The sequence below is a fragment of the Bacillus sp. FSL M8-0350 genome, assembly GCF_038593345.1.
GTDB lineage: Bacteria > Bacillota > Bacilli > Bacillales > Bacillaceae > Bacillus > Bacillus safensis.
Map to the genome: position 1 here is coordinate 568948 of NZ_CP151985.1, position 24012 is coordinate 592959.

Annotated in this window: 25 protein-coding genes, 4 tRNA genes and 3 rRNA genes; 23 read left to right on the plus strand and 9 right to left on the minus strand. The window is 44.1% G+C overall.

Annotated elements, in window-relative coordinates:
* Positions 1–78 precede the first annotated feature (78 nt).
* From NSS80_RS02785 to NSS80_RS02795, 3 genes are all read left to right on the plus strand, one after another.
* Positions 79–684 carry a TetR/AcrR family transcriptional regulator gene (locus tag NSS80_RS02785; RefSeq protein ID WP_041116790.1) on the plus strand — a complete coding sequence of 202 codons (606 nt, stop codon included), beginning with the start codon at positions 79–81 and terminating at the stop codon, positions 682–684.
* Between the two features lie 31 nt (positions 685–715).
* Positions 716–1918, plus strand: a complete 1203-nt coding sequence (locus tag NSS80_RS02790; RefSeq protein WP_034284096.1) for a tetracycline resistance MFS efflux pump — start codon at positions 716–718, stop codon at positions 1916–1918.
* 140 nt (positions 1919–2058) lie between these two features.
* The gene (locus NSS80_RS02795) at positions 2059–2847 is read left to right on the plus strand and encodes a GNAT family N-acetyltransferase (RefSeq protein ID WP_041116792.1); all 789 of its coding nucleotides are present in this window, start codon (positions 2059–2061) and stop codon (positions 2845–2847) included.
* On the opposite strand, the gene NSS80_RS02800 is transcribed toward NSS80_RS02795, so the two are convergent.
* Positions 2839–3312, minus strand: coding sequence for a GNAT family N-acetyltransferase (locus NSS80_RS02800; RefSeq protein ID WP_025093555.1), 474 nt, complete (start codon positions 3310–3312; stop codon positions 2839–2841). The two genes, NSS80_RS02795 and NSS80_RS02800, sit on opposite strands and share 9 nt — an antisense overlap.
* A gap of 41 nt (positions 3313–3353) precedes the next feature.
* Here NSS80_RS02800 and NSS80_RS02805 point away from each other — a divergent pair, with 41 nt between their 5' ends.
* Positions 3354–3623: a YesK-like family protein gene (locus tag NSS80_RS02805; protein WP_041116794.1), complete on the plus strand. Its 270-nt coding sequence runs from the start codon at positions 3354–3356 to the stop codon at positions 3621–3623.
* Here NSS80_RS02805 and NSS80_RS02810 read toward each other — a convergent pair.
* The 3 genes from NSS80_RS02810 to NSS80_RS02820 form a co-directional block, all read right to left on the minus strand.
* The gene (locus NSS80_RS02810) at positions 3620–4159 is read right to left on the minus strand and encodes a GNAT family protein (protein ID WP_034284087.1); all 540 of its coding nucleotides are present in this window, start codon (positions 4157–4159) and stop codon (positions 3620–3622) included. The two genes, NSS80_RS02805 and NSS80_RS02810, sit on opposite strands and share 4 nt — an antisense overlap.
* On the minus strand, positions 4156–4551 hold the full coding sequence (locus NSS80_RS02815) for a VOC family protein (protein ID WP_024425420.1): 396 nt from the start codon (positions 4549–4551) through the stop codon (positions 4156–4158). The genes NSS80_RS02810 and NSS80_RS02815 overlap by 4 nt, the downstream gene beginning before the upstream one ends.
* 68 nt (positions 4552–4619) lie before the next feature.
* Positions 4620–5243, minus strand: a complete 624-nt coding sequence (locus NSS80_RS02820) for a GNAT family N-acetyltransferase (RefSeq protein WP_317222181.1) — start codon at positions 5241–5243, stop codon at positions 4620–4622.
* 149 nt (positions 5244–5392) lie between these two features.
* Between NSS80_RS02820 and NSS80_RS02825 the strand changes: the two genes are divergently transcribed.
* The 6 genes from NSS80_RS02825 to NSS80_RS02850 all read left to right on the plus strand — a co-directional run bounded on the left by NSS80_RS02825 (position 5393) and on the right by NSS80_RS02850 (position 9467).
* Positions 5393–5944, plus strand: a complete 552-nt coding sequence (locus tag NSS80_RS02825) for a TetR/AcrR family transcriptional regulator (RefSeq protein WP_317222180.1) — start codon at positions 5393–5395, stop codon at positions 5942–5944.
* A gap of 77 nt (positions 5945–6021) precedes the next feature.
* The gene (locus NSS80_RS02830) at positions 6022–6564 is read left to right on the plus strand and encodes a dihydrofolate reductase family protein (protein ID WP_056768410.1); all 543 of its coding nucleotides are present in this window, start codon (positions 6022–6024) and stop codon (positions 6562–6564) included.
* Positions 6565–6672: 108 nt separating this feature from the next.
* Positions 6673–7146: a MarR family transcriptional regulator gene (locus tag NSS80_RS02835; RefSeq protein WP_041116800.1), complete on the plus strand. Its 474-nt coding sequence runs from the start codon at positions 6673–6675 to the stop codon at positions 7144–7146.
* Positions 7130–7753 carry a nitroreductase family protein gene (locus NSS80_RS02840; RefSeq protein ID WP_024425425.1) on the plus strand — a complete coding sequence of 208 codons (624 nt, stop codon included), beginning with the start codon at positions 7130–7132 and terminating at the stop codon, positions 7751–7753. The genes NSS80_RS02835 and NSS80_RS02840 overlap by 17 nt, the downstream gene beginning before the upstream one ends.
* 17 nt (positions 7754–7770) lie before the next feature.
* A complete protein-coding gene (locus tag NSS80_RS02845; RefSeq protein WP_317222178.1) occupies positions 7771–8823 on the plus strand; it encodes an LLM class flavin-dependent oxidoreductase in 1053 nt (350 codons plus the stop codon).
* Between the two features lie 350 nt (positions 8824–9173).
* Positions 9174–9467, plus strand: coding sequence for a hypothetical protein (locus NSS80_RS02850; RefSeq protein ID WP_317222177.1), 294 nt, complete (start codon positions 9174–9176; stop codon positions 9465–9467).
* Positions 9468–9500: 33 nt separating this feature from the next.
* Here the strand turns inward: NSS80_RS02850 and NSS80_RS02855 are convergent, their stop codons facing one another.
* On the minus strand, positions 9501–10064 hold the full coding sequence (locus NSS80_RS02855; protein ID WP_034622704.1) for an XRE family transcriptional regulator: 564 nt from the start codon (positions 10062–10064) through the stop codon (positions 9501–9503).
* Between the two features lie 110 nt (positions 10065–10174).
* On the opposite strand from NSS80_RS02855, the gene NSS80_RS02860 reads away from it, so the two are divergent.
* A complete protein-coding gene (locus NSS80_RS02860) occupies positions 10175–10762 on the plus strand; it encodes a LysE family transporter (RefSeq protein WP_075622433.1) in 588 nt (195 codons plus the stop codon).
* Positions 10763–10766: 4 nt separating this feature from the next.
* Here the strand turns inward: NSS80_RS02860 and NSS80_RS02865 are convergent, their stop codons facing one another.
* The gene (locus NSS80_RS02865) at positions 10767–11318 is read right to left on the minus strand and encodes a GNAT family N-acetyltransferase (RefSeq protein WP_317222176.1); all 552 of its coding nucleotides are present in this window, start codon (positions 11316–11318) and stop codon (positions 10767–10769) included.
* A 123-nt stretch (positions 11319–11441) separates the two neighbouring features.
* Here NSS80_RS02865 and NSS80_RS02870 point away from each other — a divergent pair, with 123 nt between their 5' ends.
* Positions 11442–11627 carry a CsbD family protein gene (locus tag NSS80_RS02870; RefSeq protein ID WP_024427790.1) on the plus strand — a complete coding sequence of 62 codons (186 nt, stop codon included), beginning with the start codon at positions 11442–11444 and terminating at the stop codon, positions 11625–11627.
* Positions 11628–11775: 148 nt separating this feature from the next.
* Positions 11776–12438, plus strand: a complete 663-nt coding sequence (locus NSS80_RS02875; RefSeq protein ID WP_025093548.1) for an O-methyltransferase — start codon at positions 11776–11778, stop codon at positions 12436–12438.
* Between the two features lie 36 nt (positions 12439–12474).
* Here the strand turns inward: NSS80_RS02875 and NSS80_RS02880 are convergent, their stop codons facing one another.
* Complete coding sequence (locus NSS80_RS02880; protein ID WP_075610950.1) at positions 12475–12801, minus strand: AzlD domain-containing protein; 327 nt, start codon at positions 12799–12801, stop codon at positions 12475–12477.
* On the minus strand, positions 12798–13523 hold the full coding sequence (locus tag NSS80_RS02885; RefSeq protein WP_024425434.1) for an AzlC family ABC transporter permease: 726 nt from the start codon (positions 13521–13523) through the stop codon (positions 12798–12800). The genes NSS80_RS02880 and NSS80_RS02885 overlap by 4 nt, the downstream gene beginning before the upstream one ends.
* Before the next feature lie 297 nt (positions 13524–13820).
* Here NSS80_RS02885 and NSS80_RS02890 point away from each other — a divergent pair, with 297 nt between their 5' ends.
* Positions 13821–14696, plus strand: a complete 876-nt coding sequence (locus NSS80_RS02890) for a DMT family transporter (protein WP_122631427.1) — start codon at positions 13821–13823, stop codon at positions 14694–14696.
* A 76-nt stretch (positions 14697–14772) separates the two neighbouring features.
* Complete coding sequence (locus NSS80_RS02895) at positions 14773–15792, plus strand: S66 peptidase family protein (RefSeq protein ID WP_342498405.1); 1020 nt, start codon at positions 14773–14775, stop codon at positions 15790–15792.
* Positions 15793–15827: 35 nt separating this feature from the next.
* Here the strand turns inward: NSS80_RS02895 and gltP are convergent, their stop codons facing one another.
* Complete coding sequence (gltP, locus tag NSS80_RS02900; RefSeq protein ID WP_024425437.1) at positions 15828–17078, minus strand: glutamate-aspartate/proton symporter GltP; 1251 nt, start codon at positions 17076–17078, stop codon at positions 15828–15830.
* 369 nt (positions 17079–17447) lie between these two features.
* Here gltP and NSS80_RS02905 point away from each other — a divergent pair.
* From NSS80_RS02905 to thiL, 8 genes are all read left to right on the plus strand, one after another.
* Positions 17448–17524, plus strand: a tRNA-Arg gene (locus NSS80_RS02905).
* An 11-nt stretch (positions 17525–17535) separates the two neighbouring features.
* Positions 17536–17609 (plus strand) — tRNA-Gly (locus NSS80_RS02910).
* Positions 17610–17740: 131 nt separating this feature from the next.
* Positions 17741–19289, plus strand: a 16S ribosomal RNA gene (locus NSS80_RS02915).
* Positions 19290–19471: 182 nt separating this feature from the next.
* Positions 19472–22402 (plus strand): 23S ribosomal RNA (locus NSS80_RS02920).
* Between the two features lie 61 nt (positions 22403–22463).
* Positions 22464–22579: ribosomal RNA gene (rrf, locus tag NSS80_RS02925) — 5S ribosomal RNA — on the plus strand.
* Together the 16S, 23S and 5S rRNA genes with 4 tRNA genes alongside form the textbook arrangement of a ribosomal RNA operon.
* Positions 22580–22597: 18 nt before the next feature.
* Positions 22598–22674 (plus strand) — tRNA-Met (locus NSS80_RS02930).
* A 4-nt stretch (positions 22675–22678) separates the two neighbouring features.
* Positions 22679–22755: transfer RNA gene (locus tag NSS80_RS02935), tRNA-Asp, on the plus strand.
* A gap of 273 nt (positions 22756–23028) precedes the next feature.
* Positions 23029–24006 (plus strand): thiamine-phosphate kinase, encoded by a 978-nt coding sequence (thiL, locus tag NSS80_RS02940; protein WP_041115977.1) that lies wholly within the window; start codon positions 23029–23031, stop codon positions 24004–24006.
* Positions 24007–24012: the final 6 nt, after the last annotated feature.

Here is a 24012-nt window from a genome sequence, read left to right on the forward strand (position 1 = left end):
TATAATTAAAAATAAACCAACTGGTCGGTTTTATTTAGTCTGCATGAAGAAATGCAGGGTAGAAAGGGATTGTGACACATGAAAAGTACACAAAGCGGGGCTGGAAAGAGTGAGAAGACGAAGCAAAAAATCGTCACCGCTTCTCGTGATTTATTTGCGAAAAAAGGTTATTCAGAAACATCCGTGCGTGATATTTTAGAGGCTGCTGAGGTGAGTAAAGGCAATCTCTATCATCATTTCAAAGGAAAAGAGTTTTTGTTTCTTCATATTATGGAAGAGGATCATCGTTTGATGATGGAAACGTGGCAAGAGGAGAAGAAAACACTGAACCGAGCTATCGACAAGCTTGTCGGGTTTGCAGAACTGCTCAGTCAAATGGGGATTAACTACCCATTAATGAGAGCGAGTGAGGAATTTTGTGCCAGTGCCTTTACATCAGACGAAGTCATGGAACGGCTGAACAAAATTGATGTCGATTTTGATGATGTGATGAGAGATATCTTACTTGAAGGAAACAAAGATGGCAGCTGGTCAATCCAGCATGTGGAGTCAAAAGTGAAAATATTACTTTCAGTTTTTTATGGATTAGACGTGTTATATAAAAATGACACCATCGAGCAGAAGAAAGAGTTACAAAAAGAGGCGATCTCATTGTTTATTCACGGAATCAACCATCATGAGTAACAAGTGAGTCAGTAAAGGGGAAACAAACATCATGCAAAAACCGATTCGTGAGCAAAAAGCAGTACTCGTTATTTTATTAAGTAATATATTTATTGCGTTTTTAGGCATCGGTCTCATTATTCCTGTCATGCCGCTATTCATGAATGTCATGCATCTAACAGGAAGTACAATGGGATACCTTGTGGCGGCGTTTGCCGTTGCTCAGCTCATCGCATCACCTATTGCAGGTAGATGGGTAGACCGCTACGGAAGAAAGATTATGATTGTGTCTGGGCTGTTTCTATTCGCATTATCAGAACTCGTTTTTGGTCTTGGTACACACGTGTATGTTCTGTATGTTGCAAGGCTTCTAGGCGGTATTAGTGCGGCATTTATTATGCCGGCTGTCACTGCGTATGTCGCAGATATTACGACCGTTCAAGAAAGATCAAAGGCGATGGGTTATGTCTCTGCGGCCATTAGTACCGGTTTTATCATTGGCCCGGGAATTGGCGGGTTTATTGCAGAATACGGCGTACGCCTGCCATTCTTCTTTGCGGCAGGGATTGCGTTTATTGCCGTTATTTCGTCTATGTTTATGCTGAAGGAGCCTTTAACAAAAGAAGAGCGAGCGAAGCAAATGAATGAAGTGAAAGAATCGACTTTCTTTAAAGATTTGAAAAAATCAATTCATCCAAGCTACCTCATCGCCTTTATCATTGTGTTTGTCCTCGCATTTGGACTATCTGCATATGAAACAGTCTTTAGCTTGTTCACAAATCATAAGTTTGGATTTGGTCCAAAAGATATTGCCGTGATCATTACCGTCAGCTCGATTGTGGCTGTCATCATACAAGTACTTGTGTTTGGTAAACTGGTAAATGCCCTAGGAGAAAAAAGAGTCATTCAGCTATGTCTGATTATCGGGGCTGTCCTTGCTTTCGTTTCAACTGTTGTTTCAGGCTTTTTGGTTGTTCTGATTGTCACATGTGTCATTTTCCTTGCCTTTGATTTATTACGTCCAGCATTAACGACCTTCTTATCTAAAATCGCTGGCAACCAGCAAGGATTTGTCGCAGGAATGAACTCCACTTACACAAGCCTAGGTACGATTTTCGGGCCGGCACTTGGCGGCATCTTATTTGACCAAAATATTCACTTCCCATTTCTATTCGCAGGTGTTGTCTTATTTCTTGGATTAGGCTTAACCCTGATTTGGAAGGGAAAAGTGTCAGAAGAGGCAGCGGCAGAATAATGTCATGCAGAAGTAAGAGACCTTTTAACTAAGGTCTCTTTTTTAAATTGCGCTATTGATGCAGAAGAATTCATTTTGCTGAAAAGAGACCTGAATGTCAGCAGCTTTTTCTTTATAATGGAAGGGAAGGAGGAGAAATCGTGCATTTCTTAGAACGGCAAAAGACACCATCAATGAAAAAAGGAATTCGGCAGATCGATCCGGCATATCCAGTGTTTGTAGATGCGGTCATGGATGGTGTCATAAAAGGGCATCTTTATGTAGATAATGAAGCGCATCCGCTTGTTTATTTTCTCGAAGCTTCATGCGGCATTTATTATGTAGCAGGAAGGAATGAAGTGGAGCTGTTACGCTGCTCAGCCTTTATCGTGGATGTGTACGAAAGGCAGAAAAGACAAAACGGCCGATTTACCATATTTTCAGCAAATCCATTAACAGATGCGATGATGAAAAAATGTCTTGGGTCACATCTGAATGAAATGGAAAGACATGCGTACGTTTATTCACAGGCATATTCTCATGCCACTCAGCCTCATCCAGGCTATAGAGTAGAGCGGACAAATGAGCAGGTGATGACTGCAAGCAGTGCTTTCCCTTCTAGCTATTACGAAGCCTATTGGGGAGAAACAGCTCGTTTTCTATCAAAGGGAATCGGGATTGCCATTTTAAATGGAGAGAACGTGGTAAGTGAATGCGTCTCTATTTTTTCAAGTATGGATCGTGCGGAGATAGATATTTGGACAGATGAGTCTTATCGCGGAAAAGGTTTAGCGCTGCTGTCAGCTCAGCATATGATCAGCACCTGTCTTGAAAAAAAGAGGACACCGCATTGGGATTGCGATGTCCATCACCTAGCTTCAATCAAACTGGCAGAGAAGTTAGGCTTTCAGAGGCTCAAAACCTATCGATTGTTTTATGGTTCAAGATGAGAAGGTTTTGAGATACCAAGCATCCATTGCAGAATGCTCAGAGCCTTCAAGCGGTTCTGAAAGAAGAGAAAAGCCATATCGCTGATAAAGGCCTATAGCTGCTGTTAATTCCCGGCGGGTTTCTAAATAACACGCTTCGTAGTATGCAGAGGCATATTCCAGTGCCGTATCCATCAGTTTTTTGCCCGCACCTTTTCCTTGTGCTTTTGGACTTAAATAAAGCTTTTGTAATTCACATACTCCCTTTGTAAATGGAGCAATCCCTACACCGCCCACAATCTCACCCTGCTCTTCAGCAATCCAATAGGCTGCATGAGTCAATGATTGATAGTATTCGAAAAGCTGGTCAAGTTGGGGATCAGTGTAGGCTGTTCCTTCAATCGCTAGATTCGCTGATTCTAGTGACTGGCGGATAATCGCTGCGATATACGGGTTGTCTTTTTGCTCAATGGGTCTAATGTTCATTTGAAGTACCTCCATTGTTATGGGTTAGGAGTTGATATCACATGTTCTGGCTGCAAACCGCCTTTTTTACAATCGTTGTTTTGTGTCTCTCATGGTGGGCAGGGAAAAGACGCCGGCAGCGCCATGCGAGGTTCATTGTCCCTATATGCTTGATTTTATTTGGTTTGGTTTTATTGATTGTCAGTTTTTTTATTGGAAGATGGGAAGGCATGGCGCTTAGTCTAGTGAGTGTCTCTATCGTTCTATCTTCCATTATTTGTTTAATCATCGTCACTGGGATTCAATTTTTTAAAAAAGACGACTTTTCTTAAACAGGAGCATCTGTATTCATCATGTGGTTATATTCTTCACGAAGGATGCCCATGATGATGACATCTGAGTATGTACCGTTGAAATAGAGCGCTTGGCGTCTTTTTCCTTCATATTGAAATCCGGCTTTCTCATAGCTTCGAAAGGCCCTTGGATTGTGGGAAAAGACTTCAAGCTCAAGACGGTTGAGTTCTAATGTGTCAAAGGCAAATGCTTGAACCATCCGAACCGCTTCAGTGCCATATCCCTTTTGAAAATGCTCCGGCCCGTGAAGCGCAATGCGGAAGCTTGCCGTATGATTGATTGGATCAATGTCCACAATCGCCGCATCCCCAATCATCTCTTTCGTGTCTAGCAGACAAATAGCGAAATCTCGTCTGCTGTCATCTTGCAAAAAGCGGGTATAGGCGGAGCGGATTTCTTCTAGTGTGAACGTTTTGCGTGTGCCAGTCATATAAAGTGTCTCTGCATGCTGGCATCCTCTTTGAATACCAGGATAATCTTGCTCTTCAATCGGTCTCAAAAATATACGAGTCATGACGGATCACCCTCCTCTATATATCGAGAGATTTCAATTAAATTCAGATCAGGATCACGGATATAAACAGATTCAATTGGACCTAATGTACCGGTGCGTCTGACCGGCCCCTCTTCAATGGGGACCACTTGCTTCCGGAGGTGCAGCAGCAAACTGTCCATGTCTAAATCGGTGATAAAGCACAAATCATGAGATCCAGGAAGAGGATGAGCCGCTTTTGGCTCAAATTCATGACCAGCTTCATGAAGGTTGATTTTCTGTAAACCAAAACGAAGCGCTTTACGGCCTTCACCAAAAGTCTCTTCCTTCATCCCTAATACGTTTGTATAAAAGCGAATGGTGTCCTCCATATGTTGTACAGTCAACACGATATGATCAAGTCGTCGTATCATCAGTCTCTCCTCCAAGTATGATCATTGATTGAACTGACTCTATTATATCATCACCTGAAGAGGATACCTTATTTAATCACGGTTTTATAGCTCCAGCTTTCCAAGGACATTTCCTTTCCGCGCAGTACCCTTTCATCAAACTCCACCCACCCATTTTTTCGGTAGAAATGACGATTGGCTTCGTTGTGTGTCATCAGCGTGAACAGTCCGCCGCCTTGCCGGGCGATAAAGGGAAAAAGACATTGCTTTAACATGCGGCTTCCAAGTTTTTTTCCTTGCTGGTCTTTTGCCACGACAAGTGCTTCTAAATACCAGTAAGGCTGCTTTAAGGAAGAACATGCTTTTTTCGCCTCCTTTAACACACGGAACACATGCTGAACCGCCGATATACCGCCAATGAAGAGCAGCTTTAACCCACCTGATAACACATAATCCATGAAGCCTGGTTCAGGAAGACGCGGATGCTTTAAAAGGGCAGCAGACACAATGTTCTCGTTTTCAACCCCGACCAAACAGATTTGATGCTGAAAATACACCTTTGTATTGATCAAATGCAGCTGACGAGCGAAAGCAGACCGGTTTGAGACCTTTTCACATAATAGGTCAAAAAATGAATAGTCCTGAAACGAATCATCTAACAACTCTGCCACTTGAGGCAGTTCATCCTCTCTAGCAAGTCTAAAATGAAACATATAATGGTCCTCCTTTACTGAACACATATAGATTATTGAACATGTGTTGAGTATAATAAGAAGTAAACCAATCGAACATCGGCAATGGATGAGATCCTGTTCATAAATAGACATTTGGCGCCTGATTGTTCAACAATGGAGGGGATGTCATGAAGGACAGACGAACAATCAAAACAAAAAGAGCCATTCGGGAAAGCTTCCTTGAGCTGTTAAAGGAAAAGGAAGTGCAGCAGATTACGGTATCAGAGCTATCAAGGAAAGCGGATTTAGGCAGGGGAACCTTTTATTTGCATTATCAAGATGTGTTTGATTTATATGAACAGCTTGAGAAAGAACTATTCGATCAGCTCGGGGGGTTATATGATGAAACCTTTCCGAGTCAGGACCCTCTTGATATGTTTTCCTTTTTAAACAAAACGACGGAGTACTTGAAAGAGAATCAATATATGTTGACGTTATTTGTAAAACCAAATGGTCCAACGACAAACCAATTCAAAGCATTTTTCAAAGAAAAAATCATGAAAGAATGGCAGCTTGATCAGCGGCCGATTACAGAGAATGAGCAAATAGAGGCCTCTTTTGTCGTGTCTGGAGTCGTGGGTGTACTCGAGGAATGGATTCATGAAGAAATGACCATTGATGCCGGCAAGCTCGCGCATAAATTATACGAGCTTCTCCTCAAGGTGGAACAGGAATCGTAAAAAGTTATGTAGCCTTTGTCTTTCCTTTTTGATAAAATAGAATATATGTTCTTATTTGAAGTAAGGGAGTGGTGGGAGTGAGTGAGAAAAGGAAGCTGCTTTTTTATGGGGCGATGAGTATCGATGGATATTTAGCGAGAGAGGATCACAGGCTCGATTGGCTGATAGGGACAGAGGGCGAAGAAGAAACGAGCTACGACACCTTTTATGCGTCAGTCGATACACTGATCATGGGGCGCAATACATATGAACAAGTTCTTCAGCTGTCACCAGATGAGTTTCCTTATGAAGGAAAGACTTGTTATATCATGTCACGTACGTTACAAGACAGTCTGGAAGGAACCCATATCATTCGCGAAGATGTCTTATCATTTGTGAAAAAATTAAAGAATGAAACAGGCCGGAATATTTGGATTGTCGGCGGCGGGGGACTGCTTCAATCTTTCATAAAAGAAAGATTGGTTGATGAGCTTTTTCTTCAAATCGTACCTGTCATGATTGGAAGAGGAATTCCTCTCTTTTCGCCGGCGGATCTGGAATCCAAGTTTTCATTACAGGAAGTACATCAATATAAACAAATTGCTGAAATGCATTTTATCTTAAAAGAAGAGGATCACTGAACCAAGGTGGTCTTTTTTTTATGAAATAAACTCGTTGACAAGAAAATATCCTAGTGTTAGGATAAATTTATCCTAGTTTTAGGATTTATTGAAAAAGGAGTAGTTGCCATGGTGCAGCATGATCATGAATTAGATTTAAGGCTATTCCGCGTGTGGATGAAAGCCTATCAAGCCCTTTTTACAAATATCCAAAAAGACATTGAACGTTATGATATCGGATTTGAAAACTTTCAGATCCTTGAATTGCTCTACAGTAAAGGGCCTCAGCCTGTTCAAAAAATTAGCGATATCCTCTCAATCCCAAGTGGAAGCATGACATATGTTGTGAACAAACTAGAAAAACAAGAACTGGTGAAAAGGCAATGTGCGCCTTCAGATAAGCGGGTATTTCATGTACGGCTGACGGAAAAAGGGAAGCAATTGTTTGACGATATTTTCCCTAAACACACAGAGGTCATTTCGCAAAATCTAGCCTTTATTGAAAAAGAAGAAAAAGAGCAGCTCATTGAATTACTGAAAAAAATCGGTTTAGGTGCAAAACAACTTCGCGAAAAGGGGAAACAAGATGACACTCAGCTTTGATACGTTGGTACGTGAAAGACGATCCGCATCAAATTTTTTGCCAAATATCTCGATTTCGAGAGAAGAGCTTAACAGCATATTTGAAGAGGTCAAGCTGGCACCATCCGCTTTTAACTTGCAGCATACACAATATGTTGTCGTCCAAACAGAAGAGCTGAAAGAACAAGTAAGAGAAGCGGCATTTGGACAATATAAAGTGCACTCTGCTTCAGCAGCGATCATCGTACTCGGAGATCCAAAAGCTTATGAGCACGCAGGGAACATATATGAAGGCCTAAAAATGCTAGGCATTATCAATGCGCAGCAATATGAAGAAATGGTCAGAGAGACCATGAGCTTTTATGTGCAGAGAGGAGCCGATTTCCAGAAGGAAGAGGCGATCCGCAATGCTTCCTTATCTGCCATGCTGTTTATGCTTGCCGCTAAAAATAAAGGCTGGGATACTTGCCCGATGATCGGTTTTGATCCCGAAGCAATGAAAAAGGTATTAAACATTCAATCAGATTTGGTTCCTGTGTTAATGATTACACTCGGAAAAGAAAAAGTAGAGAGCAGACAAGCGAGAGGCTATAGAAAGCCAGTTTCTGAATTTGTGACATATTTATAAGACAGGGGGTTCCCATCATGGAACTAGGAATTAGTACATTTGTTGAAACAACACCCGATTTTCAAACAGGAAAAACAGTCAGTCACGCACAGCGTATTCGAGAAGTAGTAGAAGAAATTATTTTAGCAGATCAAGTCGGTCTCGATGTATTTGGCGTAGGTGAGCATCACCGTGAGGATTTCGCCGCATCGAATCCAGCTGTCGTCTTAGCGGCTGCAGCCACACAAACAAAAAATATTCGTCTGACAAGTGCTGTGACAGTTCTTTCATCAGCAGATCCTGTTCGTGTATTTCAGGATTTTGCAACGCTGGATGGACTATCAAACGGACGTGCAGAAATTATGGCAGGCCGTGGTTCATTTATTGAATCATTCCCGCTCTTTGGCTATGACCTTGATGACTATGAAGAATTATTTGAAGAAAAGCTTGATTTACTGTTGAAATTACAGCAGTCAGAGCGTGTAACATGGAGCGGAAAGCATCGCCCATCCATTCAGGATGTTGGGGTGTACCCAAGACCTGTTCAAGATCCGCTTCCAATCTGGATCGGCAGTGGAGGAAACCGTGAATCTGTCGTACGTGCTGGATTACTAGGGTTACCGCTTGTACTTGCCATCATTGGCGGAAGTCCTAGACAGTTCGCACCGCTCGTTCAGCTGTACAAGCAAGCGGCAGTGCACGCTGGACATGACCCTGAGAAATTAACTGTAGCATCACATTCTCATGGATTTGTTGCGGAAGAAACAGACCTGGCAGCAGATCAATTCTTCCCATCTACACAGCATGTGATGAACACATTAGCGAGAGAGCGCGGCTGGGGACCTTATACTCGTTCTACGTTTGATGCAGCGAGAACTTTAGAAGGGGCGCTGTATGTAGGAGATCCAGATACAGTGGCAGAGAAAGTCATTCACCTTAGAAAAAATGTAGGCATCACACGTTTTATGCTTCATGTACCGGTTGGTTCAATGCCGCATGATCAAGTGCTGAAAGCCATTGAGCTATTTGGAAAAGAAGTGGCTCCTAAAGTAAGAGAAGAGGTTGCCCGCTGGGAAGCAGAGCAAAAATAAATAAAAAGGCCGATCAAGAGAATAGGCTTGATCGGCCTTTTCTTATGCTTAAGGATCAATAACACATGGTTTGACTGTAGGGCATGAAGCAGCAGAAGCAAATGGTGTGATCGCCAAGGAGAAGAGGAAAACAAGTTGAAAACAGATGAGCCATTTTTTCATGAAATCACCTCCGTTCACAATTGTTTCACTAGATTGAGGCGAGGATAAATGCATAGAAGTATGTAACGCACTCTATCCAGCATAAGACAATTATATCATAATTTTCTAAAAAATGAAAAAATAAACTTACAAAAGTTCTAAATTATGGTATAGTTTATACGTTCAACAAAAAAGGGAGGGATTTTTTTGTGAAAAAGGTCATGTCTTCTGTTTTGGTTGGAGCAATTGTCTTAACGGGTGCTGGGGTCACAACTGCTCCAGTGGAAGCAACGGAGCAAACAAAAAGTGAAGTAACGGCGCAGGCCAGTCGAACTGTTTCAGTAACAAGAACATATACGACATCAAACATCCCAGAAAGTATTGTATATGCAGAGGATGGCTGGGTAGGGATTTTAAAACAAACCTCTATTGAAGAATTAGGATTAGGAAAATATAGAGTCACATTTACTGGAACAGTGGTACGCGATCCGGGATTTAATTAAATAAAACGCAAAGCTGACAGGTGGACAAGCCTGTCAGCTTTTTTCATGAGGATAATAAAGAATCATTTGCATCCGTACCATTTGTTCTCCGGTTTGTTTATACGTGTGCGTCCGGTCCGCTTTAAAACGAATAGAGTCTCCGGCTTTTAAGGTGTATTGTTCATCACCAATGGATAAATCAAGGACTCCCTCAAAAACAGTGATCAATTCCTCTGTTCCCCCAATGTGTTCACTCGCACGAAGCGACCCGCCTCGATCAATTTCCACTCGGTACATTTCAAATTTCCCCCGGTCGTCAAAAGGGAAAGTCGTGTATACACGATATTTTCCATCATCTTCAGTTAAAACCTGTGCATCTTCCTTGCGTACTACCTTGATTTCAGGCTGTGGTGAGTGAATGAGCTCACTAAAAGATACCTTTAATCCGTTGGCGATTTTCCACAAAGTCGTGATGGTAGGGGTCGATTCTCCTCTTTCAATTTGTCCAATCATCGTCTTGCTGACACCAGTTAATTCTGCCATCTTTTCGAGGCTTAATTTTTTTTGATCTCTCAGAAGCCTCACATTTTTAGAAATAATCGATTGTACGTCTTCCATGAAAAAAGCTCCTTTCTCTATTTACTTTATAAAGACCGAACGTTACAATAAAACGTAATGTGCGCAATAAAGTAATTAAAGTCTAAATAACGTATAAGGGAGGCGTCATTTTGATTGTATCCATGTTGATCTATGCTTTTGTTAGCAGCTTTACCCCAGGGCCCAACAACATCATGGCCATGGTCTTTACGAATAAATATGGGGTCAAGCAAACATTTCGATTTTGTTTAGGTGTGGGTATCGGATTTCTTGTTATTTTGTGTTTGAGCTGTTTCTTTAATATTATTCTTTATCAAGTGATGCCGAAAATAGGCTGGGTCATGGCGTTCATCGGAGCTGCATACATGATTTATTTAGCGGTCAAAATCATGAAAAGTAAAGGCGGGGATGACGAAACACTTGATCGCTACAATCATTTTATCCCTGGTATGATGCTGCAATTTATCAACCCAAAAGCGATTTTGTATGGATTGACTGTGATTTCAACATTTGTTTTGCCATATGGACAATCTAATATGCAGTATGTCATATGGACGCTGATTCTCGCACTCATTGGCTTTCTCGGTACATTCAGCTGGAGCTTATTTGGCTCTTTGTATAAGCGTTTTTTGACTGCCTACGAAAAACCGTTCCAGTATGTGATGGGGCTGCTTCTGATATACAGTGCGATTTCGATGATATGGGGCTATGTGATGTAAGTAGTCAGGAGCTTGGCAGCTGTCTGCCCATCACAACAGTATCATAATATAATCCGTCACTCAGCCGTTTATCGTTTTTTAATACGCCTTCAATCAAAAAGCCGTGGTTCTCATATAACCGAATGGCTTTTTTGTTCGTTTCAAGCACATGAAGAGAGATCTTCTGAATGCCCTGCTGATCTGCCCAGTCAATTGAAGCGGCTAAAAGCTCTTTCCCGATATGATAGCCCCAAGCATCTTTCTGGATGGCGACGCCAAATGTCACTTTGTGAGCAGAGCGCTTGAGTGAATGGCCCTCGCATCTTGAAAAACCGACAATTTTTCCTTCAATAGCAGCGACCAAAAATAAATGCCTGCTTTGCTTGCTATCCTCTTGAATCAAAGCCTCAAATGCTTTTTCATCAAGAAAGGCTTCGCCCGGTTCACGGTCTAAATATTCTGTTTCACCATCGATTTTCAGTCTGAGAGCTGATAACTGCTTGGCATCAGCCGCTGAAGCGGACCGAATATGATAGGTCAACCCACGAACTGTGAATATTTTTTCAGAGACGATCATGAAATAGAACACCAACCCTTCTTCTAATGTCTATCATACCTGAAACGTGTACATCGCACACTCAGATGTTTTGTATCTTTCAAAAAGGCTAAATGAATAGTATCAAACGTGGAGGTGGAACAAATGAGTAAAGAAAAAGGACATATGGATAAAGCGAAAGGAAAAACAAATCAAGTCAAAGGTCAAGTCAAAGAAAAGCTTGGTGAAGCAACCGATCATCAAAACTTGAAAGCAGAAGGGAAAAAGGATCAAGCAAAAGGAAAGCTTCAAGATAAAAAAGGGGATGTCAAAAATAAGCTGAACGAGTAGAACCGAAACAAGTGCGTTGCTTCATGTATTCCTCATCACATGTCTTTCATCAAAAAAATGAATAGATGTGTGAAAAGAATTGATTATACGTTCTCACGATCATCATGTAGACTTGAGAGAGAAGACATGATCAAGGGAGATGGATGAAATGGAGCACGTGTGGGGAAAAGTTGACGAGTATATTACAGACAAGTTGATTCCTAAAGATGATGTATTGGAGCAAACCCTTACTCATAATAAGCAAGCGGGTCTGCCAGAAATTGATGTGTCACCAGCCCAAGGGAAAATGCTTTATTTATTAGCAAAAACGAAGAATGCAAAGCGCATTTTAGAAATCGGGACACTCGGTGGATACAGTACTATTTGGCTGGCTCGTGCTCTTGAAGAGGATGGGGAACTCATCACATTAGAGGCTGTCAGCCATCATGTACAGATCGCACAGCAAAACATCAGCAGAGCGGGCTTATCAGAACGGGTGAGCATTTTGGAAGGAAAGGCATTAGATACGTTATCTCAGTTAAAAGAGAAGGCTGCGCTTCCATTCGATTTCATTTTCATTGATGCAGATAAACCGAACAATCCGAAATATCTGAAGTGGGCGTTAGATTTCTCGAAAAAGGGAACAGTCATTATTGCAGACAATGTCGTCAGAAATGGTGCAGTCCTTCATGACTCTGATGAGGATGAACGAGTACAAGGAACTCGTGAATTTTTCGATTTACTCAAACAAGAGCCGAGAATAGAGGCAACAGCGATTCAAACTGTTGGGGAAAAAGGTTATGATGGATTTGTATACGGAATCGTCAAATGAAACAAAGCTTAACCACATGTGGTTAAGCTTTTTCTTTTAGAAAAACCATCTAGCAGTGCCCATCAGCATGACGCCGACAAGAACAGTAAGTGACAGGCTTTTTGTCCAAACAGCAATGAGTACAGTAGGAGTCAAGACAGCAAGATACATCCAGTGAATGGTGACGCCTGTGCCTGTTGATGTATGGATGAAGAGATGCTCTGCAATCAAAGCTGTAAAGATACAAATAGGAATAAACGATAACCATTTCAGCACCACTTCAGGCAGCTGAATACTCCGTACAAATATAAAGGGTACGACTCTCGGAATGACGGTGACGATCATACAACCAACAATGAGCCATAACATAAAGCTGCTAATCATTTATCTGTCACCACTCCAATAGTTGCGACAAGTACAGTTGCTATGAGAACAGCCACATGTGATGGAACAAAATGAAGCAGAACAAACATAGCAATGACCATATACAACACAAGTGACAGGCGATGAGTTAACTTATTTTTGGGTACTGTCTGTAACGAAAGGACTAACAGTGCAGCAAACATCGCTGATAAAGCAAAATCAAGACCAAGCGCTTCAGGATTTGAAATCCAATGTCCAAAAATGCCGCCAAGTATGCAGGCCGCAATCCAGCATAAATACGCCGTTAAGTTCAGTCCGTGCATCCACCTGTTATTCAGCTTTCCTTTCTGCGCTAGTTTATTTATCGCTACACCGAAGGATTCATCAGTCAGCAATAGACCGAATCCTATATTTTGTTTCACAGAGTAGCGTGTGAAATGAGGAGCAAGCGTCAGGCTGAGCAATAAATGCCGCAGATTGACAATAAATGTGGTGAAAATAATAGCGGAAAGGGGACTCCCTGTCACAAGCAGTGCACAGATAATAAACTGTGAAGCACCTGCGTAAATAAAAATCGATAAAAGCGCAATGTCCCATATACTTAATTGTGCGCTAATTCCAACAATTCCGAAGGCAAACCCAATACTCATATAACCGAGCAGGGTTGGCACACAATCTTTTATTCCCTCGAGAAACGGTTCATGTTCCGTGCTGGGAATGTGTTTCCTCGCTTCAATATCCAACGTCCTCTACTCCTTTTCTCCGTGGCCACCTATAGTTTTACTTACTATATGAAAACGAATTCAGCATGTCAATACCCGTTTATCTTCTATTATATGAAGAAAAATGGTGACAAAAAAGGATTGAAGTCAACCAGAATTTGTTATAAAGTAGTCTGAAAATAAAAATAAATGAGGTGACGACAATGCTATGGAAGCCTTTATTTGAACATGATGTACCAAACACCCTCCGTCCATAACGGAGAGTGATCTCCGTTTGTGGATATGGCGATCAATATATCCAGTAACGGAGGGGAAAAGATGAAGGAAAAATATATAGGCGCCCTTTACCTAGCAATCGCTGCAAGTATTTGGGGCGGCATGTACGTTGTTGTCAAAGTAACAGTAGCGGTGGTTCCGCCGCTTGAGCTAGTATGGATGAGATATGCTGTAGCAGGAATCGTGCTGGTATGCACCATTTGGCGCTTGGGCTATTCCTTTCGATTAGATAAAAAAGATATCCCGCTTGTTGTCATGATCGGATTGATCGGAAATTTCCTATCAATTGTGACCCAAGAAATTGGCACCATGTATACGTCGGCACAAATGGGGGCTGTGATTACATCTGCGACCCCTGCTTTTATGGTGCTGTTTGCTTTCTTTCTATTAAAAGAAGCCATGACTGTTCGAAAATGCGCATCCATCCTGCTTGCGACAGCAGGTGTATGGCTCATGATTGGACCAGTTGCAGTACAGACAGATGAATTTGTTGGCGGTCTTTCATTAGTTTTCGCTGCTTTAACTTGGGCACTGATGTCTGTTTTGCTGAAACGAGTTCCAGGAAAATACCCTCAAGTTGTGACGACCACATATGCGATCATCATTGCATTCATTGTCTTAACACCAGCTGTTTTATTTCGCTTACCTCATCTAGATGTGGAGCAGATGGCAAGGCCAGAGATTTGGGGCGGCATTCTCTATCTAGGCATCATCTCAACAGCTCTAGCATTCTTTTTGTGGAATAGAGGGCTTCAATTGATGGATGCCTCGAGCGGCGGTCTGTTCTTTTTCTTTCAACCGATCGTAGGGGCAGCTCTCGGCTGGCTGCTTTTAGGTGAAGAGATGGGGATACGCTCATTCATTGGGATTCTATGTATCTTTGCAGGAGTCTATACTGTACTGCGTCAAAAGGAATAAGAAGAGATGTCCCTTATAAAAGGGGCATTTTCTTTAAAATGGACAGGGAAGAGAGTAGAGGTTGGGGGGAAGCAGAATGATACAATTTCCGCATTTGCAAAAAGGACAAACAATTGGCGTCACAGCACCTTCCTCAGGTGTACAGCCATCTTTGCATGACATGTTTCAGCTTTCATGTGAACGAATGAAACATAGAGGATACGATGTCATATGTGGAGAGACTGTCTGGCAGCAGGAAAAGGCAAAATCTGCCCCTGCGATAGAACGAGCAAACGAACTTCAGTACATGATGACATGTGAGGAGATTGACCACATCATCCCACCATGGGGAGGACAGCTGCTTATGGAAGTGTTAGAGCACCTTGATTTCTCATCCATGCAAAAAAAGTGGATTCTAGGTTACTCAGATACGAGTGCACTCCTGCTGGCGCTCACATTAAAAACAGGCATTGCCACAGCGCATGGACCGAACTTAGTCGATCTAAGAGGAGAAGAGCTTGATCAAACGACTGCCATGTGGGAGCGAACACTTTCCGCAAAAGGGGAGACGGAGATAACCCAGTTTTCTTCATCTATGTATCAAAAGGAATGGCAGCATGACAACCCGAGTAAACATGTCTTTCATTTAACAGAACCTACCGCTTGGCATACGGTTGATCAACAAGAAAAGATGGTAAAGGGCAGACTGCTAGGTGGCTGCATTGATGTCATACGTCATTTAGCAGGGACACCTTATGGGGACGTCAAAACTTTTCAGAAAACATTCATAAACGATGAACCAATTCTCTGGTATTTCGAAAACTGCGAATTAAATGCTGCAAGCGTGAAGAGATCGCTTGTGCAATTAAAACTAGCAGGGTGGTTTGATCACTGTTCAGGTATGATGTTTGGGCGAAGTGCAGTAGATGTGCCTGTTGAAGGGTATCAGTATCAGGATATATATGAAGAATTACAAAAGGAACTACAAATCCCCATTTTTTACGATATAGATTGTGGGCATGTCCCGCCGCAAATGACGCTGATTAATGGGGCATATGCAGAAGTACAGCTGCAACCTCAAGGAAAAGCTGTACTAAAGCAAACATTTTTAGCATAAAAAAGGAAAGGGCGAACCCTTTCCTTCATATAACATTACATCCCTTTTGTTTCTTCACCAGCTTTAGGAACTTCCCACGCTGACTCACGGAATACTTTTTCCCATTTAGATACGACAATACATGCTACGGCATGCCCTGGAACATTCACGCCTGTTCGTGCCATATCCATAATTCGGTCAACACCGGCAATGATGGCAACGCCTTCTGCTGGAAGACCTACTGCATGAGCGGTTGCCAAAAGAACAACGAGTGAACCGGATGGCACAGCTGCAATCCCTTTACTCGTTAACACAAGAACCAGCATCATCAAAAGCTGCTGTGACAGACTCATGTCTACACCAAACGCTTGTGCAAGGAATACACAGGCAACCGATAAATATAAACTTGATCCATCGCAATTGAGAGAAAGACCAGATGGAATCACGAAGGAAACGATTCTTTTTGGACACCCGTATTTCTCCATTCGTTCCATCAATTGAGGAAGGACAGTTTCAGTGCTCGTAGTAGAGAAGGCAACAAGGAACAAATCCCAAATCATTTTTAATACTTCGAAGTAGTTAAAACGGAAGATCAGTGCGACCAGAGGGAATAAAGCAAAGAGAATAATGAATAATCCTAAAAATACAGTCCCGACAAGCTTCATCATTGGGATTAATAAAACAATGCCATATTGGCCGACAGAAGCAGCCATTAATGCAAGAACCCCAATAGGTGCTGTCACCATCACCATCTGTGTGAGCTTAAACATGATTTGTGCCACTGATTCAAAGAAGGTGAGAACAGGAGCAGAAGCTTTACCGATGCCGCTTGCCGCTACACCAAATAAGATGGCGAAGAAAATGACAGCAAGTAAATCATTCTGAGCCATAACATCGACGATATTGGTTGGAATGATATCTAATACCATTTGTTTAAAGTCAACGACCTTCTCAGTATAACCATCTAATTCCCCAATATCTTTCTTAGCTAATTTAGAGAAATCGAGGCCAACCCCAGGCTTTAGCCCGTTTGCCAATAATAATCCGATCCCAAGAACGATGGTTGTGATGACCTCAAACCAAATGATCGTCTTTAATCCAAGGCTGCCCATTTTCTTCATGCCGCCGCTGCCGGCTGCACCAATAACAATGGTAGAGAAAACGATTGGAACAACGATCATTTTAATCAGCCTGATGAATCCATCTCCAATTGGCCTGAGTGCCATTCCGAAGTCAGGGAAGAAATGGCCGATAAGAGCTCCTATCACCAAAGCGATCATGATTTGAAAAGCGATAAACTTTTTCATCATCTCCTACCTCCTTTAAATGTCTGGAAAAGTATTAAGAATTTTCCAATAAATAAAAATTCTATGTGGCCATGTTTTGTCCTCCTTTGTATTTAGAAAGATTTTATTTAAGAATCATTGGAATTATGAAGAAAGAAAAGAAAATAGGGCTATTACATGTCTATTGATCTAAGAAAAAATCAATTTTAAAAAACATGAAACTTTTTTAGAAAAATGTATTGACCCTTTTATGTGATTCATGGTATATTTTTATTCGTCGCTGATGACGTATTTGAAACACAGACGTTCACACGAATGCGGCAAACAAATTTCGAAAAGATGTTGACTTAATAAAAACAATATGTTAAGATAATTAAGTCGCCTGATTAAGCGCCCGTAGCTCAATTGGATAGAGCGTTTGACTACGGATCAAAAGGTTAGGGGTTCGACTCCTCTCGGGCGCGCCAATACAAACCACGCGGGTGTAGTTTAGTGGTAAAACCTCAGCCTTCCAAGCTGATGTCGTGAGTTCGATTCTCATCACCCGCTCCAATTTGAACATGATCTTTGAAAACTAAACAAGACAAAACGTACCTGTTAATTCGAGTTTTTATAAAAAAATCCTATGATACTTCATAGGTAGTCAGTCAAACTGGCGAAAAGCAAAACTTCGGTTTTGTACTTTTTCGGAGAGTTTGATCCTGGCTCAGGACGAACGCTGGCGGCGTGCCTAATACATGCAAGTCGAGCGGACAGAAGGGAGCTTGCTCCCGGATGTTAGCGGCGGACGGGTGAGTAACACGTGGGTAACCTGCCTGTAAGACTGGGATAACTCCGGGAAACCGGAGCTAATACCGGATAGTTCCTTGAACCGCATGGTTCAAGGATGAAAGACGGTTTCGGCTGTCACTTACAGATGGACCCGCGGCGCATTAGCTAGTTGGTGGGGTAATGGCTCACCAAGGCGACGATGCGTAGCCGACCTGAGAGGGTGATCGGCCACACTGGGACTGAGACACGGCCCAGACTCCTACGGGAGGCAGCAGTAGGGAATCTTCCGCAATGGACGAAAGTCTGACGGAGCAACGCCGCGTGAGTGATGAAGGTTTTCGGATCGTAAAGCTCTGTTGTTAGGGAAGAACAAGTGCGAGAGTAACTGCTCGCACCTTGACGGTACCTAACCAGAAAGCCACGGCTAACTACGTGCCAGCAGCCGCGGTAATACGTAGGTGGCAAGCGTTGTCCGGAATTATTGGGCGTAAAGGGCTCGCAGGCGGTTTCTTAAGTCTGATGTGAAAGCCCCCGGCTCAACCGGGGAGGGTCATTGGAAACTGGGAAACTTGAGTGCAGAAGAGGAGAGTGGAATTCCACGTGTAGCGGTGAAATGCGTAGAGATGTGGAGGAACACCAGTGGCGAAGGCGACTCTCTGGTCTGTAACTGACGCTGAGGAGCGAAAGCGTGGGGAGCGAACAGGATTAGATACCCTGGTAGTCCACGCCGTAAACGATGAGTGCTAAGTGTTAGGGGGTTTCCGCCCCTTAGTGCTGCAGCTAACGCATTAAGCACTCCGCCTGGGGAGTACGGTCGCAAGACTGAAACTCAAAGGAATTGACGGGGGCCCGCACAAGCGGTGGAGCATGTGGTTTAATTCGAAGCAACGCGAAGAACCTTACCAGGTCTTGACATCCTCTGACAACCCTAGAGATAGGGCTTTCCCTTCGGGGACAGAGTGACAGGTGGTGCATGGTTGTCGTCAGCTCGTGTCGTGAGATGTTGGGTTAAGTCCCGCAACGAGCGCAACCCTTGATCTTAGTTGCCAGCATTCAGTTGGGCACTCTAAGGTGACTGCCGGTGACAAACCGGAGGAAGGTGGGGATGACGTCAAATCATCATGCCCCTTATGACCTGGGCTACACACGTGCTACAATGGACAGAACAAAGGGCTGCAAGACCGCAAGGTTTAGCCAATCCCATAAATCTGTTCTCAGTTCGGATCGCAGTCTGCAACTCGACTGCGTGAAGCTGGAATCGCTAGTAATCGCGGATCAGCATGCCGCGGTGAATACGTTCCCGGGCCTTGTACACACCGCCCGTCACACCACGAGAGTTTGCAACACCCGAAGTCGGTGAGGTAACCTTTATGGAGCCAGCCGCCGAAGGTGGGGCAGATGATTGGGGTGAAGTCGTAACAAGGTAGCCGTATCGGAAGGTGCGGCTGGATCACCTCCTTTCTAAGGATATATGGAGCAGCGTACGTTTTCGTCTTGTTTAGTTTTGAAGGATCATTCCTTCAAAACATGTCTCTAGCGAGACAGGATTGTTCTTTGAAAACTAGATAACAATAAGTAATACATTCACATTGAATGCAATGCAAAGTTCATCACACATAGTGATTCTTTCTAAAGTAAGAAATGGTTAAGTTAGAAAGGGCGCACGGTGGATGCCTTGGCACTAGGAGCCGATGAAGGACGGGACGAACACCGATATGCTTCGGGGAGCTGTAAGCAAGCTTTGATCCGGAGATTTCCGAATGGGGAAACCCACTGCTCGTAATGGAGTAGTATCCATACTTGAATACATAGAGTATGAGAAGGCATACCCGGGGAACTGAAACATCTAAGTACCCGGAGGAAGAGAAAGCAAATGCGATTCCCTGAGTAGCGGCGAGCGAAACGGGAACAGCCCAAACCAAGAGGCTTGCCTCTTGGGGTTGTAGGACACTCTATACGGAGTTACAAAGGAACGATATAAGCGAAGAGGTCTGGAAAGGCCCGCCAAAGAAGGTAACAGCCCTGTAACTGAAATGTTGTTCTCTCCAGAGTGGATCCTGAGTACGGCGGAACACGTGAAATTCCGTCGGAATCCGGGAGGACCATCTCCCAAGGCTAAATACTCCCTAGTGACCGATAGTGAACCAGTACCGTGAGGGAAAGGTGAAAAGCACCCCGGAAGGGGAGTGAAATAGATCCTGAAACCGTGTGCCTACAAGTAGTCAGAGCCCGTTAACGGGTGATGGCGTGCCTTTTGTAGAATGAACCGGCGAGTTACGATCCCGTGCAAGGTTAAGCAGAAGATGCGGAGCCGCAGCGAAAGCGAGTCTGAATAGGGCGCATGAGTACGTGGTCGTAGACCCGAAACCAGGTGATCTACCCATGTCCAGGGTGAAGTTCAGGTAACACTGAATGGAGGCCCGAACCCACGCACGTTGAAAAGTGCGGGGATGAGGTGTGGGTAGGGGTGAAATGCCAATCGAACCTGGAGATAGCTGGTTCTCTCCGAAATAGCTTTAGGGCTAGCCTCAAGGTAAGAGTCTCGGAGGTAGAGCACTGATTGGACTAGGGGCCCCTACCGGGTTACCGAATTCAGTCAAACTCCGAATGCCGATGACTTATCCTTGGGAGTCAGACTGCGAGTGATAAGATCCGTAGTCGAAAGGGAAACAGCCCAGACCGCCAGCTAAGGTCCCAAAGTATACGTTAAGTGGAAAAGGATGTGGAGTTGCTTAGACAACCAGGATGTTGGCTTAGAAGCAGCCACCATTTAAAGAGTGCGTAATAGCTCACTGGTCGAGTGACTCTGCGCCGAAAATGTACCGGGGCTAAACGTATCACCGAAGCTGCGGACTGTTCTTACGAACAGTGGTAGGAGAGCGTTCTAAGGGCTGTGAAGCCAGACCGGAAGGACTGGTGGAGCGCTTAGAAGTGAGAATGCCGGTATGAGTAGCGAAAGACGGGTGAGAATCCCGTCCACCGAATGCCTAAGGTTTCCTGAGGAAGGCTCGTCCGCTCAGGGTTAGTCGGGACCTAAGCCGAGGCCGAAAGGCGTAGGCGATGGACAACAGGTTGATATTCCTGTACCACCTCCTCACCATTTGAGCAATGGGGGGACGCAGGAGGATAGGGTAAGCGCGGTATTGGATATCCGCGTCCAAGCAGTTAGGCTGGGAAATAGGCAAATCCGTTTCCCGTAAAGGCTGAGCTGTGATGGCGAGCGAAATTTAGTAGCGAAGTTCCTGATTCCACACTGCCAAGAAAAGCCTCTAGCGAGGTGAGAGGTGCCCGTACCGCAAACCGACACAGGTAGGCGAGGAGAGAATCCTAAGGTGATCGAGAGAACTCTCGTTAAGGAACTCGGCAAAATGACCCCGTAACTTCGGGAGAAGGGGTGCTTCTTAGGGTGTTAAAGCCCCGAGAAGCCGCAGTGAATAGGCCCAGGCGACTGTTTAGCAAAAACACAGGTCTCTGCGAAGCCGTAAGGCGAAGTATAGGGGCTGACGCCTGCCCGGTGCTGGAAGGTTAAGAGGAGCGCTTAGCGTAAGCGAAGGTGCGAATTGAAGCCCCAGTAAACGGCGGCCGTAACTATAACGGTCCTAAGGTAGCGAAATTCCTTGTCGGGTAAGTTCCGACCCGCACGAAAGGCGCAACGATCTGGGCACTGTCTCAACGAGAGACTCGGTGAAATTATAGTACCTGTGAAGATGCAGGTTACCCGCGACAGGACGGAAAGACCCCGTGGAGCTTTACTGCAGCCTGATATTGAATGTTGGTACAGCTTGTACAGGATAGGTAGGAGCCTTGGAAACCGGAGCGCTAGCTTCGGTGGAGGCATCGGTGGGATACTACCCTGGCTGTATTGACCTTCTAACCCGCTGCCCTTATCGGGCAGGGAGACAGTGTCAGGTGGGCAGTTTGACTGGGGCGGTCGCCTCCTAAAATGTAACGGAGGCGCCCAAAGGTTCCCTCAGAATGGTTGGAAATCATTCGCAGAGTGTAAAGGCACAAGGGAGCTTGACTGCGAGACCTACAAGTCGAGCAGGGACGAAAGTCGGGCTTAGTGATCCGGTGGTTCCGCATGGAAGGGCCATCGCTCAACGGATAAAAGCTACCCCGGGGATAACAGGCTTATCTCCCCCAAGAGTCCACATCGACGGGGAGGTTTGGCACCTCGATGTCGGCTCATCGCATCCTGGGGCTGTAGTCGGTCCCAAGGGTTGGGCTGTTCGCCCATTAAAGCGGTACGCGAGCTGGGTTCAGAACGTCGTGAGACAGTTCGGTCCCTATCCGTCGCGGGCGCAGGAAATTTGAGAGGAGCTGTCCTTAGTACGAGAGGACCGGGATGGACGCACCGCTGGTGTACCAGTTGTTCTGCCAAGGGCATCGCTGGGTAGCTATGTGCGGACGGGATAAGTGCTGAAAGCATCTAAGCATGAAGCCCCCCTCAAGATGAGATTTCCCATTCCGCAAGGAAGTAAGATCCCTGAAAGATGATCAGGTTGATAGGTCTGAGGTGGAAGCGTGGTGACACGTGGAGCTGACAGATACTAATAGATCGAGGACTTAACCTATATTCTAATGTGAAGCATGAACATTGTTATCTAGTTTTGAGAGAACATTCTCTCCATCAGGTTTGGTGGCGATAGCGAAGAGGTCACACCCGTTCCCATACCGAACACGGAAGTTAAGCTCTTCAGCGCCGATGGTAGTTGGGGGTTTCCCCCTGTGAGAGTAGGACGCCGCCAAGCTTGTTATCTTTATATCATCGCGGGGTGGAGCAGTTCGGTAGCTCGTCGGGCTCATAACCCGAAGGTCGCAGGTTCAAATCCTGCCCCCGCAACCAAAATGGTCCGGTAGTTCAGTTGGTTAGAATGCCTGCCTGTCACGCAGGAGGTCGCGGGTTCGAGTCCCGTCCGGACCGCCATTTTTATGACTTGTAAACGAAAACGTATAGTTTCGTTTTTTTTTATGTCTTTTTCTTTCTACAAGTGCCCAAGTTGCAATGAAATGATTTATGTTTGGCTACACTATAAGAAAGAATAGATAGATTACCTCAACTCAGCCTGGTTTTTTCACACCAGGCTTTCTTTATATCATTTTTAGTTGGAACTGAGACTTATATTCGCTACACTAATACTAACTGTGTTTGACCTCATGTCTACTTAACCAATTGATTGCAAGAAGGGGCTGTCTTTTTATGGATGAATTTGATCTTATTCGCCGAATCACACCAAAAGATACATATCAGCGCTCTTTGATCATGGGCATCGGTGATGATGCAAGTGTTTATCAACCTCATTCACATTGTGAAGAGGTCGTTTGTGTTGATACAATGGTGGAGCATGTTCATTTTCGTTTTGACTTTTCCACACCATTTGAAGTTGGCTTTAAGGCAGTGGCAGTCAATGTCAGTGATATCGCTGCAATGGGAGGGACCCCAAAGTATTATCTTGTTTCAATTGCGATCCCGCCTCATGGTGATGAGACAATCGTCACGGAACTTTACGAGGGAATGAAAGCGTTGGCTGACTCTTATCATATGGATTTGATTGGTGGAGATACAGTGGCCACCCGCAGTGACTTTGTCATTACCGTGACGGTGATTGGTGAGGTTTCAAAGGGAAAAGCTTGTTATCGTCACAGTGCTCAGACTGGAGACGTTGTCTTTGTCACAGGTGAACTCGGTTCATCAGCTGCTGGGTTATCAATCTTAATGAACAAAGCAGCCCCTTCTAAGGCGGTCGATGCTGATTTTTTTCTTAAGCGTCATAAAATGCCTCAGCCTCATATTGCTGCTGGACACATTTGTTCAAGTTTCCCGCGGGTCACCTTGAATGATGTGAGTGATGGATTAGCGAGTGAGTTGAATGAGATAGCCGAAGCGAGCTGTGTGATGATCGAGATAGAAGCTGATAAGCTTCCAATTCATCCAGATTTACAGGTGCTGCGCAAAGACTGGCTTGAATGGGTGTTATTTGGAGGAGAAGACTTTGTTTTAACTGGTACGATACCAGAATCTGATTGGGAAAGCTTTGAATCGCAATGTCAAAAAGAAGGCATTCAGATCACACGTATTGGACAAGTCAAAGATGATCAAGCAGCCAGTGTTATGTTAAAAGACAATGATCAACAAACAATGTTAATGAAAAAAGGATATAATCATTTTAAGAAATGAGGTGAC